19 protein-coding genes are annotated in these 17,457 nt (G+C 74.4%); 10 read left to right on the forward strand and 9 right to left on the reverse strand.

What is annotated here, in order from left to right; translation table 11 throughout:
- Positions 1 to 21: 21 nt before the first annotated feature.
- Positions 22 to 555, reverse strand: a complete 534-nt coding sequence (locus ABZY13_RS23705; protein WP_356633906.1) for a hypothetical protein — start codon at positions 553 to 555, stop codon at positions 22 to 24.
- Between the two features lie 207 nt (positions 556 to 762).
- Here ABZY13_RS23705 and ABZY13_RS23710 point away from each other — a divergent pair, with 207 nt between their 5' ends.
- Entirely contained in the window at positions 763 to 1,191 is a 429-nt protein-coding gene (locus ABZY13_RS23710; RefSeq protein ID WP_356633908.1) for a hypothetical protein, read from the forward strand.
- 121 nt (positions 1,192 to 1,312) lie between these two features.
- Here the strand turns inward: ABZY13_RS23710 and ABZY13_RS23715 are convergent, their stop codons facing one another.
- The gene (locus ABZY13_RS23715) at positions 1,313 to 1,723 is read right to left on the reverse strand and encodes an ATP-binding protein (RefSeq protein WP_356633910.1); all 411 of its coding nucleotides are present in this window, start codon (positions 1,721 to 1,723) and stop codon (positions 1,313 to 1,315) included.
- Positions 1,724 to 1,886: 163 nt separating this feature from the next.
- Between ABZY13_RS23715 and ABZY13_RS23720 the strand changes: the two genes are divergently transcribed.
- From ABZY13_RS23720 to ABZY13_RS23740, 5 genes are all read left to right on the forward strand, one after another.
- Positions 1,887 to 2,771: an oxygenase MpaB family protein gene (locus ABZY13_RS23720; RefSeq protein ID WP_356633912.1), complete on the forward strand. Its 885-nt coding sequence runs from the start codon at positions 1,887 to 1,889 to the stop codon at positions 2,769 to 2,771.
- 61 nt (positions 2,772 to 2,832) lie between these two features.
- Positions 2,833 to 4,341 (forward strand): CYTH and CHAD domain-containing protein, encoded by a 1,509-nt coding sequence (locus ABZY13_RS23725; protein ID WP_356633914.1) that lies wholly within the window; start codon positions 2,833 to 2,835, stop codon positions 4,339 to 4,341.
- A gap of 53 nt (positions 4,342 to 4,394) precedes the next feature.
- Complete coding sequence (locus ABZY13_RS23730) at positions 4,395 to 5,660, forward strand: glycosyltransferase (protein ID WP_356633916.1); 1,266 nt, start codon at positions 4,395 to 4,397, stop codon at positions 5,658 to 5,660.
- Positions 5,657 to 6,517, forward strand: coding sequence for a transferase (locus ABZY13_RS23735; protein WP_356633918.1), 861 nt, complete (start codon positions 5,657 to 5,659; stop codon positions 6,515 to 6,517). The genes ABZY13_RS23730 and ABZY13_RS23735 overlap by 4 nt, the downstream gene beginning before the upstream one ends.
- Positions 6,518 to 6,613: 96 nt before the next feature.
- On the forward strand, positions 6,614 to 7,177 hold the full coding sequence (locus tag ABZY13_RS23740) for a hypothetical protein (protein WP_356633920.1): 564 nt from the start codon (positions 6,614 to 6,616) through the stop codon (positions 7,175 to 7,177).
- A gap of 16 nt (positions 7,178 to 7,193) precedes the next feature.
- Here ABZY13_RS23740 and ABZY13_RS23745 read toward each other — a convergent pair whose 3' ends face one another.
- Positions 7,194 to 8,867, reverse strand: a complete 1,674-nt coding sequence (locus ABZY13_RS23745; protein ID WP_356634000.1) for a hypothetical protein — start codon at positions 8,865 to 8,867, stop codon at positions 7,194 to 7,196.
- A gap of 172 nt (positions 8,868 to 9,039) precedes the next feature.
- Between ABZY13_RS23745 and ABZY13_RS23750 the strand changes: the two genes are divergently transcribed.
- The 4 genes from ABZY13_RS23750 (at position 9,040) to ABZY13_RS23765 (ending at position 12,278) form a co-directional block, all read left to right on the forward strand.
- Positions 9,040 to 9,720, forward strand: coding sequence for a nucleotidyltransferase family protein (locus tag ABZY13_RS23750; RefSeq protein ID WP_356633922.1), 681 nt, complete (start codon positions 9,040 to 9,042; stop codon positions 9,718 to 9,720).
- Positions 9,717 to 10,007: a BON domain-containing protein gene (locus ABZY13_RS23755; RefSeq protein WP_356633924.1), complete on the forward strand. Its 291-nt coding sequence runs from the start codon at positions 9,717 to 9,719 to the stop codon at positions 10,005 to 10,007. The genes ABZY13_RS23750 and ABZY13_RS23755 overlap by 4 nt, the downstream gene beginning before the upstream one ends.
- On the forward strand, positions 10,004 to 10,741 hold the full coding sequence (locus tag ABZY13_RS23760; protein WP_356633926.1) for a metallophosphoesterase: 738 nt from the start codon (positions 10,004 to 10,006) through the stop codon (positions 10,739 to 10,741). Before ABZY13_RS23755 ends, ABZY13_RS23760 begins: the two co-directional genes overlap by 4 nt.
- A 142-nt stretch (positions 10,742 to 10,883) precedes the next feature.
- Entirely contained in the window at positions 10,884 to 12,278 is a 1,395-nt protein-coding gene (locus ABZY13_RS23765) for an alpha-lytic protease prodomain-containing protein (protein WP_356633928.1), read from the forward strand.
- A 15-nt stretch (positions 12,279 to 12,293) separates the two neighbouring features.
- On the opposite strand, the gene ABZY13_RS23770 is transcribed toward ABZY13_RS23765, so the two are convergent.
- The 6 genes from ABZY13_RS23770 to ABZY13_RS23795 all read right to left on the reverse strand — a co-directional run bounded on the left by ABZY13_RS23770 (position 12,294) and on the right by ABZY13_RS23795 (position 17,390).
- A complete protein-coding gene (locus tag ABZY13_RS23770) occupies positions 12,294 to 13,355 on the reverse strand; it encodes a serine hydrolase domain-containing protein (RefSeq protein ID WP_356633930.1) in 1,062 nt (353 codons plus the stop codon).
- Positions 13,352 to 14,269: a hypothetical protein gene (locus tag ABZY13_RS23775; protein WP_356633932.1), complete on the reverse strand. Its 918-nt coding sequence runs from the start codon at positions 14,267 to 14,269 to the stop codon at positions 13,352 to 13,354. The genes ABZY13_RS23770 and ABZY13_RS23775 overlap by 4 nt, the downstream gene beginning before the upstream one ends.
- Entirely contained in the window at positions 14,266 to 15,228 is a 963-nt protein-coding gene (locus ABZY13_RS23780; protein ID WP_356633934.1) for a hypothetical protein, read from the reverse strand. The genes ABZY13_RS23775 and ABZY13_RS23780 overlap by 4 nt, the downstream gene beginning before the upstream one ends.
- Positions 15,225 to 15,926, reverse strand: coding sequence for a hypothetical protein (locus tag ABZY13_RS23785; RefSeq protein WP_356633936.1), 702 nt, complete (start codon positions 15,924 to 15,926; stop codon positions 15,225 to 15,227). The genes ABZY13_RS23780 and ABZY13_RS23785 overlap by 4 nt, the downstream gene beginning before the upstream one ends.
- A 22-nt stretch (positions 15,927 to 15,948) precedes the next feature.
- On the reverse strand, positions 15,949 to 16,137 hold the full coding sequence (locus ABZY13_RS23790; RefSeq protein WP_356633938.1) for a hypothetical protein: 189 nt from the start codon (positions 16,135 to 16,137) through the stop codon (positions 15,949 to 15,951).
- 146 nt (positions 16,138 to 16,283) lie between these two features.
- Positions 16,284 to 17,390 carry an aromatic acid exporter family protein gene (locus ABZY13_RS23795; protein ID WP_356633940.1) on the reverse strand — a complete coding sequence of 369 codons (1,107 nt, stop codon included), beginning with the start codon at positions 17,388 to 17,390 and terminating at the stop codon, positions 16,284 to 16,286.
- Positions 17,391 to 17,457 lie beyond the last annotated feature (67 nt).

Below are 17,457 nucleotides of genomic sequence, written 5' to 3' on the forward strand. Positions count from 1 at the left end.
CGTCCACGGGCCGGGGCGACCTCAGCAGCCGCCGCAGTTGTAGTACAGGACGTCCCAGTGGTTGCCCTCGTCCGCGTAGATGTTGCCGGAGCCGGAGCGCCACTGCGGGGCGCCGTCGCCGCGCACGCCGATGTAGGTGAAGGTGTTCTTGATGTAGTTCCCGATGCAGGTGTACTTGCTGTAGTCGAGCTTGTAGCCGTTCCAGTGCGAGTACGTGCCGGAGGCGTGCCCCGTCTCGGTGCCGCCGGTGATGTTCAGCGCGCAGCCGCTGGCCCGCTTGAGGGTCTGGGCGCCCTGGGCGCTGGCGAGGTTGAGCTGCTCGAACGACGTGCAGGTGGGGTTGTTGCGGTCGGAGCATCCGCCCGAGGACGACCAGGTGATGCCGACCTCACGGAACATCGAGGTGGCGGTGGCGTGGCTGATCTTGGTGACGGCGAACGCCTCGCCGGCGCCACCGACGACCATGGCCCCGGGGGCGACGACGAGCGCGAGAGCGGTGAGGATCGACCGGATCCGCAATCGCTTGGGGTTTTTGAGCGCGTTGAGGGTGTGCATGGTGACCCTTCCTGCGTCAGGTACATGTCAGAGATCGTGCAGGAAGCATGGTGCCCGAAATCTACGCGCGTCCGCCAGACCGCGAACGGCCCCCTTCCGAACGTTCGCAGAAACTCGTCCCGTTCCCGTGCCCCGGGAGCCGGACGGCCGACGGAAGCCGCCCGCCGCGACGCGTTTGGCGTCGCGGCGCGCGGCAAGGCGTTGTCCATGAGTGAACCGAACGAAGGTACGCATCAGAAGGCCGGGGCCAAGCCGGCAGGCGGTTCCGGCGCCCGACGCACCGCGGAGAAGGCGACCGCACCCGCCGCGAAGGCGGCGAAGACCGCCACCGCCAAGGCGGACGACGCCGCGTCGGCGGCGAAGTCCGGCGCGGAGCGCTCCGCCGACACCGCCTCGGCCGCCGTGCAGACGGCGGCGAAGGGCGTCGAGGCCGGGCGCAAGGCGGTGGTCACGGCGTCCGGACAGGTCGCCGCGACGGCGAGGACGGCCTGGACGGTCATCGCCAACCGCCGACTGGTCGCGGCCGGCGTCGGCGCGGGACTGACGGCGCTGAGCGCGGCGTCGTACGCGGTGGGCCGCCGGGCGGGACGGCACACGCACGGCCCCCTGACCCGCCTCACCGGCGGCCGGATCTGACGATTGGTCACTTCCGCGCCGCCGGGCGTGGTTTCCGCTCCGGCGGAGACCCGGTACGGCACAGGGCGGTGAACCGAGTGGGACCTCGGTTCACCGCCCTGTGCCGTGTCCCGACAGGGTGTCAACTCCCGTCGGGCAGCCGGAAGCAGGCCGTGACCGTCTTGCCGTGCGGGCAGGGGCGCGCCTCCCAGCTGTCGGCCAGCGCGTCGACGAGGAACATGCCCCGTCCGCCCAGCCCCTCGGTGCTCGGCGGACGGGGTGCCGGGATCTCCTTGGACCTGTCGTGCACCGAGATGTGCAGACAGGGGTTGTCCCAGGTCATCACCAGCTGAGCGGTGCTGTGGGCGTGGGCGTGGGCGTTGGTGACCAGCTCGGAGACGGTCAGCAGCACCGCGTCCGCCGTCTCCGGGGCCCGGGTGGTCCAGCCCAGCTGGTCCAGGTGACGGCGCGCCCAGTCGCGGGCGGCCTTCACCTCGCTGTTCAGCGGCAGCGAGCGCGCCCAGCCCACTGCGCGCAGCGACGAGTCCTCCACGATGCTCCCTTCCCGGCGCCCCTCGGGTACGACGCGCGTACGGCGCGTGTACCCCCTGGGCCCGCGGCCAGGCAGGCGCGGGACGGTCCGCCGGGGCCCATTGGCCGGGCGCGTCCGACGGCGTACTGTCGCCTTCAGGCCCTCGACGCGGGAGGAACCTCCCATGGCACAGCTGTCCACGCTCGCCCTGCGGGAGCGGCTCGGCGCGGGGATCTTCACCCGCGTCGCCGGTCCCGACGGCCCGGCGAACCGGGCCCGCATCCACGGCACGCCGGGACCGCGCTGGTTCGGCCCCGAGCGGCCCGTGCGCCGGGTGCACGGCGACGCCTCGATGTTCATCGGCGGCCTGTCGGCCCTGCTGCTGCAGTCGCTGCACCCGCTGGCCATGGCGGCCGTGAGCGCGCACTCCGGCTTCCGCGGCGACCCGTGGGGCCGGCTCCAGCGGACCAGCACCTTCCTGGCGACCACCACCTACGGAACGGCCGAGAGCGCCGAGGAGATCTGCGCGCGGGTGCGGGCGGTGCACGAGAAGGTGCGCGGCACGACGCCCGACGGGCAGGAGTACCGCGCGGCGGACCCGCACCTGCTGTGCTGGGTGCACATCGCGGAGGTCGACAGCTTTCTGCGCGCCCACCAGCGCTACGGCGAGCGCCCGCTGGACGCGGAGGGCTGCGACGGTTACGTGGCCGACATGGCGCGCGTGGCCGAGGAGTTGGGCGTCGAGGACCCGCCGAGGGACCTCGCGGGTCTCCGGGAGCGGCTGGCCGCCTACCGCCCCGAGCTGCGCGCCACCGGCCAGGCGCTGAGCGCCGCACGCTTCCTGCTGCTGAACCCGCCGGTTCCGCTGGCCGCCCGGCTCCCGTACGGGGTGATCGCCGCGAACGCGGTGTCGCTGCTGCCCGTATGGGCGTCGCGGGAGCTGCGGCTGCCCCGGATACCGCCGGCCGAGGGTCTGTGCGTACGCCCGCTCGGCAGCGCCCTCACCGCGGGCATCCGCTGGGCGCTCGCTCCGGCGCGCCGCGAGCTGCCGCCGTACTCCACCATGTGACGAAACGGGCTGTTCCCGGCGTTCGGGGTTTGATCCGGCCCATCGGGATCAGGGGCTTGTCATGACGTCGAAACGCGAGACAGAGCGAAAGTACGACATCTCCGCACCGGACGGCGCCGCCTGGCTGCCCGACCTGGCCGGAGCCGGGCCGGTCCACTCGGTGTCCGACCCCCGCACCGAGGAACTGGACGCCGTCTACTACGACACCGACGACCTGCGGCTGGCGCGCGCCTCGGTCACCCTGCGCCGCCGGACGGGCGGGTCCGACGCCGGCTGGCACCTCAAGCTGCCGCTCGGCGGCGACAGCCGTGAGGAGGTCGGCGCGCCCCTCTCGGACGCGGTTCCGGACGCGCTGCGCGAGCTGGTCCTGTCCCGCACCCGGGGGGCCGGGCTGCGGCCGGTGGCGCGGATCCGCTCGTCCCGCGCGGTGCGGCGGCTCCTGGACCGGGACGGCGGCCCGCTGGCCGAGCTGAGCCTGGACCGGGTGCGGGCGCACGCCCTGCCGGGCGAGGACGAGCCCATGGAGTGGGCCGAGCTGGAGGTGGAGCTGGCCGAGGGGGCGGACCCGGCGTTGCTGGACGCCGTGGACAAGAAGCTGCGCAAGAGCGGCGTCGCCCGCGCGGCCGGACCGTCCAAGCTCGCCCGGGCCCTGCGCGTCGCGGACCGGGCGTCCGGAAAGCACCCGGCGGCCGGCGACTCCCCCGGCGGGCACGTCGTCGCCTATCTGAGGGAGCACACGGCCGCCCTGGTGGCCGCCGACCCGGCCGTCCGGCGCGATCTGCCCGACTCGGTGCACTCACTGCGCGTCGCCTGCCGGCGGCTGCGCAGCTGTCTGCGCTCCTACCGCTCCGTGCTCGACCGCCGCGTCACCGACCCGGTCCGCGCCGAACTGCGGTGGCTGGCTGGCGAGCTGGGCGCGCAGCGCGACCAGGAGGTGCTGGGCGAGCGGATCCGCGCCGATCTGGCCGCGCTGCCCGACGAACTCGTCCTCGGGCCGGTGGCCGCGCGACTGAAGGCGTGGGAGGTGGCGCGCGGCGCCGGGACGCGGGCGAGGACCCTGGAGGCGCTGTCCTCGCCCCGGTACCTGCGGCTGCTGGACGCGCTGGCCGACCTCACCGAGAATCCGCCGCTGCGCCGCAAGGCCGGCCGCGGGACCCGGAAGGTGCTGGGCCGGGCGGTCCTGAAGGAGTACGACCGTCTGGCCGGCCGCGTCGAGCGGGCGCTGGAGCTGCCGCCGGGCCGCGACCGCGACGCCGCCCTGCACCAGGCGCGCAAGTCCGCCAAGAAGGTCCGGTACGCCGCCGACGTCGCCGGCCCCGCGCTCGGCAGGCCGGCGGGGCGGCTCGGCAAGGGGGCGAAGGCCCTGCAGAAGCGGCTCGGCGCGCACCAGGACGGCGTGGTGGCCCGCGACGCCCTGCGGGACCTGGCGGTGGCGGCGCAGGTCTCGGGAGAGCCCGGCTTCACCTGGGGGCTGCTGCACGGCCAGGAGCGCGAGCGGGCCCGCGCGGCACAGGAGGAGCTGCCGCGCCTCTACGCACGCCTGGCGGACCGGGCGGCGGCTTTGCGGTGAACGAACCGATAACGGAGCACAACCTTGGGGGACTTGCGGCTGTCTAGTCTCCTGTGAAGATCTCATTCCTTATCCACAACGCCTACGGCATCGGAGGGACGATCACCACGACCTTCAACCTCGCCCAGGCGCTGGCGGAGCGGCACACCGTGGAGATCGTGTCCGTGCTGCGGCACCGGGAGCGGCCCGACCTCGCCCTGGACCCCAGGGTTTCGCTGCGCCCGTTGGTGGACCTGAGACACGAGAAGGACCACCCGAAGCACCGCAGACCGGCGCGGGTGTTCCCCTCCGCCGAGTACCGCCACGGGCAGTACAGCGCGCTCACCGACGAGCGCATCGGCGCGTGCCTGGAGTCGATCGACGCGGACGTGGTCGTCGGCACGCGCCCCGGTCTGAACGTGCATCTCGCGCTCCAGGCGCCGCCGCTGGTCGCGCGCGTCGGCCAGGAACACCTCACGCTGGACAACCATCCGGCCCGGCTGCGCCGCGCGCTGCGCTCCGCCTATCGGGGACTGGACGCGCTCACGACGGTCACACAGGCCGATGCCGCGGCCTACCGGCGCAAGATGGTGCTGCCCGGGGTGCGGGTGGAGGCACTGCCCAACAGCGTTCCCGATCCGGTTCTGCCCCTTGCCGACGGCAGGTCGAAGGTGGTCGTCGCGGCGGGCAGGCTGGTCCCGGTGAAACGTTACGACCTGCTCGTCGAGGCGTTCGCCGCGGTCGCGGCCGAGCGTCCCGACTGGCAGCTGCGGATCTACGGCAAGGGCGAGGAGCACGACCGGCTGCGCCGGCTGATCGACGGCCTGGGGCTGCACGGGAACGTCTTCCTCATGGGCGCGGCGGCCCCCATGGAGGCGGAGTGGGTCAAGGGCTCGATCGGCGCCGCCGCGTCCAGTTTCGAGCCGTTCGGCATGACCATCGTCGAGGCGATGCGGTGCGGACTTCCGGTGGTGAGCACCGACTGCCCCTACGGCCCGGGCGAGATCATCCAGGACGGGGTCGACGGCCGGCTGGTCCCGGTGGGCGACCGGGAGGCGCTGGCCGCCGCCCTGCTGGAGCTGGTCCGCGACGACGACCGCCGGCGCCGGATGGGCAGGGCCGCCGCGCGCAACGCCGAGCGGTTCGCGCCGGCTCCCGTCGTCAACCAGGCGGAGCGGCTCTTCGAGGACGCGATCGCCGCGCGGAGGGCCGGGCGGCCCCTGGTCCCCGACCGCGAACCGCTGCGCCGGGTCCTCACCGGTCACGGCTTCGCCGCCCGTGACGCCGTCCACGCCACCGGCAGCAGTGCGCTGCGCCTCGTACGGATGGGACGGCGATGAGCACCGACCACGGCACGCGGCCCCGCGTCGACTGCACGGTGGACGCGGACGGCGAGATCTCCTTCGGACTGCGCCCGCCGCCGGCGGACGGGCCCGCGCACCTGCTGCTGCGTCTGCGGCCCAGGAAGGGCCAACCGGAGAAGACCCTGCACCGTCTCCCCCTGGAACCGGCCGGGGGCGACCGCCTCGCGGCCGTCCTCGGCGACCGCCCGGCGCTCGACGAGGGCCGATGGGACGTGTACCTCGTGCGGGACGCCGACGGCTCCCGGCAGCGGCTGCGCCCCGGACTGCGGGACCTGCGGGCCCTGGTCGACGGGCAGACGCGGGACCGCCGGTCGCCGGTGCGGGTCCGGATCCCGTACGTCACCCTGGACGGGTTCCTGGCGATCCGGGCCTGGGCGCGCGAGGCTCACGCGGAAGCCGCCGGCGTTCACATGGGCGACGGGGCGATGACCGTCACGGCCCGGCTGCACGGGGCGGTGTTCGGCCAGGGCGCGGCCGTACGGCTGCGGCGGCGCGGCGGCGGACCGGACCGGGTGGTGGAGCCGCGGATCGAGGAGGACCAACGCGGCTTCTCCTTCACCGCCGACTTCACGGGGCCGACGGCCGGGGCGTCGGACGGCGGCTGCGTGTGGGACGTGTTCGTCGAGCCCGCCGCCGGGACGCCGCCCGTCCGGGTCGGCCGGCTGCTGGACGACGTCGCGGACCGCAAGAACGTCTTCGTCCTCCCGTCGGCGCCCGCCGGGGACGTCGTGGTACGCCCCTACTACACGGTCGACAACGACCTCGCGGTGGAGGCGGCACCTGCCGTCCGAGACGTATCGCCCGACAGGCCGGGCATGGCTGGAATCTTATGAAAAAGTGCAACCTTTCGGCCATCCACGCTGTCCTAGTCAGTAATCAGCAACATGCACTCCTTGGGGGACGCAATGGCACGCATGAGGAAAACGTGGATGACGCTCGCACTGGTGGGCGTCACATCGGCCGTGGCACTCGCCCCGGCCCAGGTCCAGGCCGCTCCGGCGGCCGCCGCACGGGTCACTGCGTGTCCGACGGGCTGGGGCAGTGGGCAGGAGACCCGGCTCGCCGCCACGACGCAGTCGGTGACCAACGCCCGGACCGGCCGGCAGGCCTGCTTCGACCGGTTCGTCGTCGACGTGCCGGGCGCGGGGACCAAGGGCCTCGGCTACTCGGTGCGGTACGTGAGCCGCCTCCACCAGGACGGCTCCGGTGACCCGATCACCGTCGGCGGCGGCGCCGTCCTGGAGATCCGGGTGGCCGCCCCCGCCTACGACGTCGACACCGGCGCGCCCACCTACCCGGCACGGCCGGGCGCCCGGCTGCCCGGCGTCGACCTCACCGGTTACCGCACCTTCCGGGACGCCCGGTTCGGCGGCAGCTTCGAGGGCGAGACCCAGTTCGGCCTCGGCCTGCGGGCGCGGCTGCCCTTCCGGGTGACCGTCCTGGCCGACCGGGTCGTGGTGGACGTCGCCCACAACTGGACCGGCGCCCGCTGACGGGAGGCTGCGCCGCTCAGCCGGCGCAGCAGCCCGCCGTCGTGAGGCGGCAGTAGCAGGACGCCTCCACCGGTACGTCCGCCAGCGCGGCGGCCAGCTTCAGCTGCTGGGCGACGATCCGGGCCTCGCCCGTCCGGCCGCGGCGGACCAGGCACTCGTGGAAGCCGTGCAGCGCCCAGACGTTGCCGGGATGCTGGAGGGGACGGGGCAGGGCGTCGTCGAGGCCCAGGTCGGCGCGGTAGACCGCCTCTGCCTCGGCGACGCGGCCCTGCTCCAGGAGCAGCGCGCCGTAGGCGTGGCGGACCGGCTGCATCCAGCCCCAGGGCTCGTCGTAGGGCAGGCCGTCGGCGAGGTCGACGGCCCGCTCCAGTGCGGCGAAGGCGGTGTCGTGGGCGCCCTTGCGGTACTCCAGTTCGCCGTCGAGCATCGCCGAGGCGACGGCGAGGATGTCGGCGCAGGTGTTGTTGAACAGCGTGCGCGACGCCGGGACCCGGGTGAGCGCGTCGCGGAACAGCAGGCGCTCGGTCTCGGCGTCGGCGATCCGGCCGGTCGCGGCGAGGGCCACGCCGCGGGCGTAGTGCAGCATCGCCGTCGTCACGCAGTACAGCACCGGGTCCGCGGGCTTCGGCAGGTCAAGGATCTCCGCCCAGCGGCCGAAGCGGATCAGCACGTGGACCCGCATCGCGAGGAAGCCCTCCAGCCAGTCCGCCATGGGCGGGCTCTGCACGCGCAGCAGTTCCTCGGAGATCGACGCCTCCAGTTCGGCGGCGGTCTCCAGCGCGGTCCGGTACTGGCCGAGGAACATCGCGCCGTAGATCTTGAAGTGGTGGTTGTGCGCCCGGTACAGGGTGTAGAAGTTCATCGCCCCGGCCCGCGCGCGGTACTTCTCGTCGGCGGCGATCGCGGCGCTGTTGCCGGACACCACGCGCCGGTAGTCGCCGCACAGCACGTCCAGGTGCGTGGGCATGTGCTCCAGGTGCCCGGCGTCGGGCACCAGGCCCCGCAGCCGGTCGGCGAGTGGCAGCGCCGTCTCGGGGACCGGGGACATCTCCATCAGGTGGATGTACAGGTGCAGGACGCCGGGGTGCCGGGCCCCGGCGTCGGTGGCGACGGCGCGGTCGAGGACCGCCCTGGCCTGCGTGGTGCGGGCGCCCGGCGCGGGTTCGCCGGTGCGGATGTCCCACAGCTGCCAGGGGGTGAGGTTCATCAGCGCGTCGGCGTACAGGGCGGCGACGTCGAGGTCGTCGGGGGCCAGCTCGTACACGGCGCGCATGCGGTCGGCGTAGGGCTCGTTCCACACCGAGCAGTCCTCGGCGGCCCGCGGCTGCGGGTAGCGGGCGCGCAGCGCCTCGATCAGGGCGCGTTCGACGGGGGTGGCGCCGGCGGAGGCCCGGTGGGCGCGTTCCACGGCGGCGTGCGTGCGGTCGACGGTGCGGTCCAGTTCGGCGGGGTCGAAGGCCTCCCAGGGTTTGTTGTAGTTGGGGCCGAGCGCGTAGGCGACGCCCCAGTGGGCCATGGCGCAGCCGGGGTCCGCGGCGGCGGCCGCCTCGAAGCAGGCGACGGCCTCCTCGTGGTGGAAGGCGTACGTCCAGACCAGCCCGCGGTCGAACCACAGCTGCGCGGCCGGGGAGACGGTGGTCACGGGTCTGCGGTGGGCGCCGAGGTCGTAGCCGTAGGCGTGGGGATCCATGTCGTAGTCCACGCCTTGAGCAACGCGACGAGGCGCGGGCGGGACACGAGCGCCCCGGACGGGCCGCGCGGGAGCAACTCCGGGCGGGATGCGGCCCGTGTCGAACGGCGCACACCGGGTACCCAGGACTGGCGCAACCGCGATGCCGGGAGGGCCCGGTGAAGGAGTGGTCATGACGTGGAACGGTGACGAGGCGACGCTCGGCCCGCAGACCGCGGTCCCGGATCTCCGGGGGGCGACGCAGGCCCCGGAGCGGCCGGGCGAGGACGCCGAGCCGGAGCTGCCGCTCGATCGCAATCAGGCGATCCTGGAGGCCGCCAAGCAGGTGGGCGCCCTGCTGAAGCGGGGCGGTCACCGCTTCGCCCTGGCGGGCAGCGTGGCCGCGTACGCCCACGGGCACGCGGGCAATCTGCAGCACGACGCCGACTTCTGCGTGCGGCCCGAGGACGCCGAGCCGGTGGCGGCCACCCTGCGGGACGCGGGGCTGGAGGTGTACACGCCGCCGGAGGACTGGCTGATCAAGGCGACCTGCTTCGGGCAGGACATCGACATCATCTTCGAGCTGGCGCACCGGCCCGTCACCACGGACATGCTGGACCGCGCCGTGGAGATCCCGGTGGACTCGGTGCGCATGCCGGTGCTGGCGCCGACCGATCTGGTGTCCAGCCTGCTCGCCGCCTTCTCGGAGCACCACTGCGATTTCGGCGCGGTGCTGCCGATCGCCCGCGCGCTGCGCGAGAAGGTCGACTGGGCGCGCATCCGGCGCGACCGGGCGGACGAACCGATGGCCGCCGCCTTCCTGTTCCTGCTGGAGCGGCTCGGCGTGATCACCGCGGACGAGGAGCAGACATGACCGACACCGGTGCCGGGCCCGTGCCCGGCGCACAGGAGAACCAGGAGAACGCCGACTACCGCATCGCCCGTGTGCGCGACCGCCTGGCCGCGGGCGACCTGGGCGAGCTGGGCGTGCGCGTGGAGGTGCACGGCGCGTCCGTGCTGGTCACCGGCACGGTGCCGACCGCCGAGTGCCGTGACGACGTCCGGCGCCTCGTCGAGGAGGAACTGGCCGGGTTCTCGGTGCACTGCGACATCGCCGTCACCTCGGCCGCCTCACCCGACCACGCGGAGGAACTCGCATGATCCGGATCGCAGCCGTCGGCGACATCCACATGGGTCCCGACAGCCAGGGCCTGCTGCGTCCCGCGTTCGACACCCTGTCCGAGTGCGCGGACGTCCTGCTGCTGGCCGGTGACCTCACCCGGCACGGCACCCCCGAGGAGGCCCGGGTCGTGGCCCGCGAGGTGACCGGCCTCCCGGTGCCGGTGGTCGCCGTGCTCGGCAACCACGACCATCACGACGACCGGCCCGAGGAGGTCACCGCCGTGCTGGAGGACGCGGACGTCCGGGTGCTGGAAGGAAGCTCCACGGTGATCGCCGCCGGGGACAGGCGCATCGGCGTGGCCGGCACCAAGGGGTTCGGCGGGGGGTTCGTCGGGCGCAGCGCCGGGGAGTTCGGGGAGCCGGTGATGAAGGAGTTCGTCCGGCACTCGCGGGACTGCGCCGACGGTCTGCGTGCCGCGCTGGAGGAGATCCGCGACTGCGACGCGCGGATCGCCCTCACCCACTTCTCCCCCGTGGCCGACACGCTGGCCGGCGAGCCGCTGGAGATCTACCCGTTCCTCGGCAGCTATCTGCTGGCCGAGGCGATCGACACCGCGGGCGCCGACCTCGCGGTGCACGGGCACGCGCACGCCGGCACCGAGCACGGCATGACGAGCGGCGGGGTGCGGGTGCGCAACGTCGCCCAGCCGGTCATCGGCCGCGCCTTCCACGTCTACCACCTCCAGGCGCCCGACCGGGTGACCGCGGGCTGAGCCGGCGCCCTACTGCACTTGGCGCGGCCACGCGTCTCCATCGTGCGAAACCATGCCGCGCGCGGCATTTCCGCTCTTCTTCCAGGCAAGCCCTATGGCTTCCCGGCGACTCCCCGACGCCGGGCTGGAAGGAGAACTGCGCATGGTCCACGGAGTTGTCCCGGCGAAAGGCCGCACGGCCCTGATCGCGGCGGGCGCCCTGATGCTCACGGGCCTGTGCCCGGTGGCGGCGGCCGATCCGCCGCCCGCGGGCGGGTCGCTGCCCGGCGCGGCGCACACCCTCGGCGCGGACCGGCCGCCGGCGCAGCTCGTCGCCGCGCTGGGCCGCGATCTCGGCCTCACCCCGGAGCAGGCGGCGGCCCGGCTGGTCAACGAGGCGGAGGCGGGCGCCCGGGCCGGGCGGCTGCGCAACGCGCTGGGCGAGCGATTCGCCGGCGCGTGGGTGTCCGGGGCGACGTCGGCGGTGCTGACCGTGGCGACGACGGCCGCCGACGACGTTTCCGCCATCCGGGCGCAGGGTGCGATGGCCGCGGTGGCGAAGAGGTCGCTGGCCGATCTGACGGCCGTGAAGCACCGGCTGGACGCTGCCGCCGCCGGGGCCGAGGCCCTGAAGGCGCCGGTCTGGTACGTGGACGTGCCGGCGAACCGGGTCGTGGTGGAGGCGCCGGCCCGCTCCGACGCCCGGGCGTTCATCGAGGCCGCCGGCGTCTCGGGCGTGGCCGTCCGGGTGTCGGCGGGCCGGCCCAGCCCGCTGGCGGACGTCGTCGGCGGCGACGCCTTCCACATCGAGGACAGGGCTCTGTGCTCGGTCGGGTTCTCGGTCACCAGGGAACGGGAGCCGGGCTTCGTCACCGCCGGGCACTGCGGCGAGGCGGGAGAGACGACGACCGGCCACGACAGGACGGCCCAGGGCGTCTTCCGGGCGTCGACGTTCCCCGGCCGGGACATGGCCTGGGTGGGCGTCAACGACGACTGGACCACGACCGCCGACGTCCGGGCGGAGGGCGGGCGCAGGATGGGGGTGGCCGGATCGGTCGAGGCCCTGGTGGGGGCGTCGGTGTGCCGGTCGGGCGCCACCACCGGCTGGCGCTGCGGGATCATCCAGCAGCACGACGCCAGTGTGCGGTACGCGCGGGGCGCGGTCGACGGCCTGACCCGTACGACGGCGTGCGCCGAGCCGGGCGACTCCGGCGGCCCGTTCGTCGCGGGCGCGCAGGCGCAGGGTGTCACCTCGGGCGGCTCGGGCGACTGCGAGTCGGGCGGCACGACGTTCTATCAACCGGTCAACGTCATCCTCGCCGAGTACGGCCTGACCTTGCGGACGACCGCGGCGGCCACGGCCCCGGCGCCCGCGCCGAACCCCGATCCGGTGCCGCCGCCGCAGGACGGCACCGCCGACGTCTGGTCCGCCGGCCGGGTCTACGCGGCCGGGGCCACGGTCACCCACGACGGCATCCGCTACCGGTGCCTGGGCACGCACCAGGCCCAGACCGCCTGGCCGCCGGCGGCCACTCCGGCGCTGTGGGAGACGGCCTGACGCACCATGGCGACATCAGTCCTCGGCCAGCAGGGCGTACGCGGTGGCGACGAACGGGTCCCGCAGGCGGAAGCGCCGGGTGCACAGCGCGGCCAGGGCGGTGCCGGTGTCCGGCCGGAAGCCGAGGAACGCCTGCTGGCCGAAGGTGGCGCCGCCGTGGAAGTACATCGCCCGACCCTCGCCGAGGGGGTGGCGGAACCAGGCGAGGGTGTGGACGTGCCGGTGGTCGAGCCCGCGCCGCAGCACGGGGGTCCGTACGGCGTCGAGCGCGCCGGCCAGGGGGGTGCCCGGCGGCGGGTCGAGGTGGGCCTCCAGGTACGTCAGCAGGTCGTGCGGGGCGGCACGGAGGGCGGCTGCCGCCGTAAAGCCGCCGGGGTCGAAGGGCGGCACGGGCGTGCGGCCGTCCTTGCCGTGTCCGGTGGCGTCGACGGCGGGGCCGTCCGGGCGGGAGGCGATGCCGTACAGGCCCAGCGGTGCCAGCACGCGCCGGGCGAGCAGGTCCTCCCAGGGCTCGCCGAAGGCCGCGGCGAGGGCGTGGCCGAGCACGGAGACGGCGAAGTTGGAGTAGTGCCAGCGGGCGCCCGGCCGGTGCCGCGGCCGGGCCCGCAGGAAGGCGTCGATCACGCGCTCGCGTGAATAGGGGGCGTACGGGTTGGTGCGCCAGACCGGCAGGGCGCGGATGTAGAAGTCGGCGGGCAGGGTCGGCAGCCCGGAGGTGTGGGTCATCAGGTGGGTGAGCGTCACGTCGGTCACGCGGGTCTGCCGCCCGGGAGCGAGGAGCGCGGCGGCCGGTTCGCCGCCGGTCAGCGGGCCGTCGTGGACGAGGTGCGCGAGCAGCAGTCCGGTGAAGGTCTTGGTGGCGGACCCGATCTCGTAGCGCAGGTCCTGCCGGGGCACGGGCGGGGGCGGGCCGGTGCCGCCGGTGCGGACGGTGCGCAGGCCGTGGCGGGAGAGGGCGAAGACGGCGTCGGGCGCGTCGGCGGCGGCGACCGCGTCATCGAGCCGCCGCCGCAGGTCCTCCTCGGACGAGGACGCCGTGCGGGCCGGGGTGGCGCCGGCGGTCGTCGGGCGGCTCATGAGGCGTGGGCCAGTTCGGTCAGGGCCCGCGAGGTGGCGAGCGCGGAGGCGAACGCGGCGACCAGCGTGGAGTGGTAGACGACGTCGAACACGTCCTGCGTGCTGCCCTCCGGCATCGTCCGCGCCGGGGGCATGGCGCCGTCGGGCTGCTGGGCGGCGGCGAAGGCCCGCCACGCCTGGGCGTCGAGGGTCGGCTCGGGCAGACAGGCGTCGACGACGAGCAGTTCGCCGAGCAGGTCCCAGTTCTGCAGGTCCGTCCAGTCGTCGAGCCAGGCGGGCAGCCAGGTGGCGAGGTAGTCGGCGAGGCGAGGCGGCAGCCCTTCCGGTCGCCCGCCCCAGTCGGTGAGGTGGAAGACGGCGTGGGTGATGCCGTAGGCGATGTGGCCCTCCACCGTCCACGGCTCCGGCGTGCGGGCCAGCCAGGTGGCGCGCAGCGCCTCGGCCTCGGGCGGCCGGGGCGCGAATCCGAACCGGCGCTGGAACGCGGACAGGCCGAGCCGCCGCGTGGGGTTCGTCTCCAGCGCCGACCAGCTTTCGAGGCGGTGGTTGAGGGCGGCCGCCCGCTCCACCTCGGGCACGCTGTGGCCCAGTTCCCGGAAGGGCAGGTAGACCTCGGACGGGATGGGCGAGATCGGCTCGATGCGCTGCCCGCGCACCAGCATGCGGCCGCCGTCGAGGGTCTCCCGCCAGACATGGTCGAGCAACTGGCGGGCCAGGCGGGCCTGCTGGGATCCGGCCACGCCCTCGCGGAACAGCACCCCGCAGATCACGGCGAGTTCGCCGATCGGTTTGAACCGCTCCAGGAAGCCCACTTCCGGATCGACGTCGGGCTCGAGCCGGAAGCCGTCGCGGTGGGCCCACAGCCATTCGAGGGCGCCGACTCCGACCTGGTGCATCAGACGGGTCTCGGTCATCGGAGCACTCCTTGTCGGGCGTGCCGGTGGGGGACGGCCCCGGGGTCTCGCGTGTGCCGCAGGGTCAGGGCCGCGGCGAAGGCGGCCATCAGGGTGGAGTGGTAGCAGCGGGCGAAGTCCGCCGCGGCGTCGTGCGTCCGCGGCAGGTGGCGTTCCTCGGGGAGGGCGCCCGTGTCGTGCCGCGCCGCCGTGATCCGTCCCCACGCGTCCTGTGCGTCGGGGAGGTCGGCCGGCGGTGACACGGTGGCGGCGACGGCCAGCAACTCGCAGCTCAAGTCCCACATTCCGGCCTCCAGGCAGGTGTCGAGCCAGGCCGGCAGCCAGTGTGCGAGGTAGGTCGCGAGCGCGGGGGGCGGGCCGGCTCCGGCGCGCCCCCAGTCGGTGAGGTGGAAGACGACGTGGGTGAGGGCGTAGCCGGAGTCGCGCTCGAAGGTCCACGGCTCGGGGCGTCCGCCGAGCCAGGTGTGGTCCCAGGCCGGTGACCCCGGTGCGTACGCGCCTATGCCGGTGAGCCGTTCGGCGCAGCGGACTCCGAGGCGCCGGGTCGGGGTCTGTTCGGTGAGCCGCCAGCCGCGGGTGCGGGCCACGACGGCCGCCGCCTCCTCGTAGCCCGGGTGCCGCAGACCGGCCGACGCCAGGGCCCCGTAGACCTCGAGCGGGTAGGTGGCGAAGGGTTCCAGCCGCTGCATCTCCAGGAACAGCGCGCCGCGGCCGGTCTGTTCCCAGGCGAAGGCGAGCAGGTCGCGGGCGTCGGCGTGCACGGGGTCGCCGGGGGCGGTGTGCCGGACGGTGGTGGCGCAGACCTGCGCCAGCTCGCCGAGCCGCTTCCAGGTGTCGTCGACCTGTCCGTCGGGCGCCAGCGCCTCGTCGCCGAGGGTGAACCCGTCCCGGTGGGCGAGGACCCAGTCGAACGCCGTCCGCCGCACGTCCCGCACGGCTTCGATGTCCGGCCCGGTCATACGAGCGTTCCGGTGCGCATCAGCCGGGCCGCCTCCACCTGGAGTGCGACGCGCGGGTCGGCGCCGCCCATCAGGTCCACGAAGTCGAGGCCGGTCTCCAGGCCGAGGGTGCCGGGCACGCCGTCCAGCAGCGTGAGCCAGCGTCCGGCGCCGGCCGCCTGCCGCCAGTCCCTGCGGCGCACCGCGCGGACGAATCCGCGGGCGACGTCCACCGGCCGGCGCCGGGCGGCGCGCAGGACGGCGGTGTCCTCTCCGCTACGGGCCAGCGGGGCGAGTACGGCGAGCTGATGGGTGAGCAGCTGCCAGCTCGCCACGTCGAGCCAGCGGGCTTCGGGTTCCGCCGGTGCGGGGGCGGAGGGGGCCCCGGAGGGCTCCAGCCGCCGGAGCGTCCGGGTCATGGCCCAGTGGCTCCATACGACGGTCGGGGCGGCGCCTGCCCGCGGCGGGAAGGCCGTCACCGCCTCGCGGAAGAGGGCGAGTTCGCCGGGGTCCGGCGGGATGCGCCGCAGTACGGGGGCGAGGAGCGCGTCCGCTCCGAGAACGCGGACCGCGGCGAGCGCGAGGCCGCGCTCGGGGCCGTCCGCAGCGATGGCGCCGGACACTCGTGGAGGGTCTCCGCCCCGAAGGGCGGAGACCACACCGGAAGCGAGGTCCTGCACCGCGCCCTCGATGAGGGCGGAGGCGCCTGACTGCTCCATCTTGCTGCTCCTGTCGATCCGGTCAGCCCTTCTTCGGGCGGGGGGTCGGCGGGGACGCCAGGACGAAGCCCTTGCCGCCCGCCACGGCGAGCGCGAGGCACTCGCGGCTGTCGCGGAAGACGCCGTCGGCCTCTGCCGGGTCGAGGATCGCCTCCACGTCCGTGTCCTGGACGCGGATCACGTCGTCCGTGATCCTCTCGGTGGCTGACATGTCACCATCTCCTTTGATGTGTGTCATCACTTCCAGCCAACCGCGTAGCCACATCCCTCCAATCAATTACAAAACACCCGAAATTCCTTTGATTGATTTGCGTAATATCAACACTTCAATCGAATCCATCAACCATTCAATTGAATTCACACGCTTCTGACGAACTGTTCGGCCAGTCGGCGCGCCTGGGCCAGCAGCGCGCCGTGGGTGGCCAGGGCCTCGGGGTCGTCGCCGACCGCGCCCGGCAGATGCGCGCGCAGAGCGTCCAGCGTGTCCTCCAGCCCGGCGACCGCGTCCTTCAGCTCCGCCTCCGGCGCCGCCTCGAAGCGGGTCCTGCCGTAGCAGCGGATGGCCTCGGCGGTCCGGTGCAGGAAGTCCGCGTACCGGTCGACGGTGCCCGGCTCGGGCCGGGCGGCGGGCCGGTCCTCGGCCGCGGCGTCACGGACGGTGCGGGTGACCCCGGCGGTGTGCACGGCCACATGGTCCAGGACGAGCACGGCATCGTCGTACCCCGGGCCGGGCGGGCGGGCGGAACGGCGGCGCAGGGGGTTGGCGCGCAGGCTCTCGCGACTCCAGCCGATCGCGGAGCGGGCCTGGTCGACGAGCCGGCCCAGCCTGAGCGCCCGGTCGTGCCACTGGTTGGCCCGCTCGGCGTCCCAGGCGCCCGCACGCAACCCGTCGGCGACGCACTCCAGGATGCCGTGGGCCTCGCCGGCCACGTCCTGGAGAGCGGCGTCGGCGCTGCGCAGATACACCGGCGGCCGGATCAGCGCGTTGACCGCGATGCCGACGGCCGCCCCGAACGCGGCCTCGGCGATCCGGGCGGCCGAGGTCATCACGCTCACGGTGCCGCCGGTGAGGACGAACAGCGCCCCCGTGGCCGCGTAGACGCCCTGGCTGCCCAGCTGCCGCCAGTTGCCCAGCAGCACGGTCGCCGGGAGCACCAGGGCCATGGCGGCCATGGCGCCGCCCAGGACGAGCGCGCCCGCGGTGGCCGCGGCGGTGCCGAAGGCGATGGCGGCCAGCTGCTGGAGCCCGTGCGCGACGGAGCGGTACACCGTCGACTCCACCAGGACGATCGCGACCCAGGGCGCCACGAACGCCATCGGCGCCTCCAGCCACCAGCCCGCCACCGCCCAGGCCAGCCAGGCGGCGAACGCGGCCTTCAGCGCCTGCACGGCCAGGTCCCGCTCCCGGCCCGGCACGGCCCACGCCCGGCGCGCCGCCTCCAGTGGTCCTCGTATCCATCGCATTCCGGCCAGGTGCCACATATGCGCGTGCCGTCACCTCCGCATGTGCGCGGGCCGTCACCTCCGCATG

The sequence above is a fragment of the Streptomyces sp. NPDC006610 genome (genome assembly GCF_040611575.1).
GTDB lineage: Bacteria > Actinomycetota > Actinomycetes > Streptomycetales > Streptomycetaceae > Streptomyces.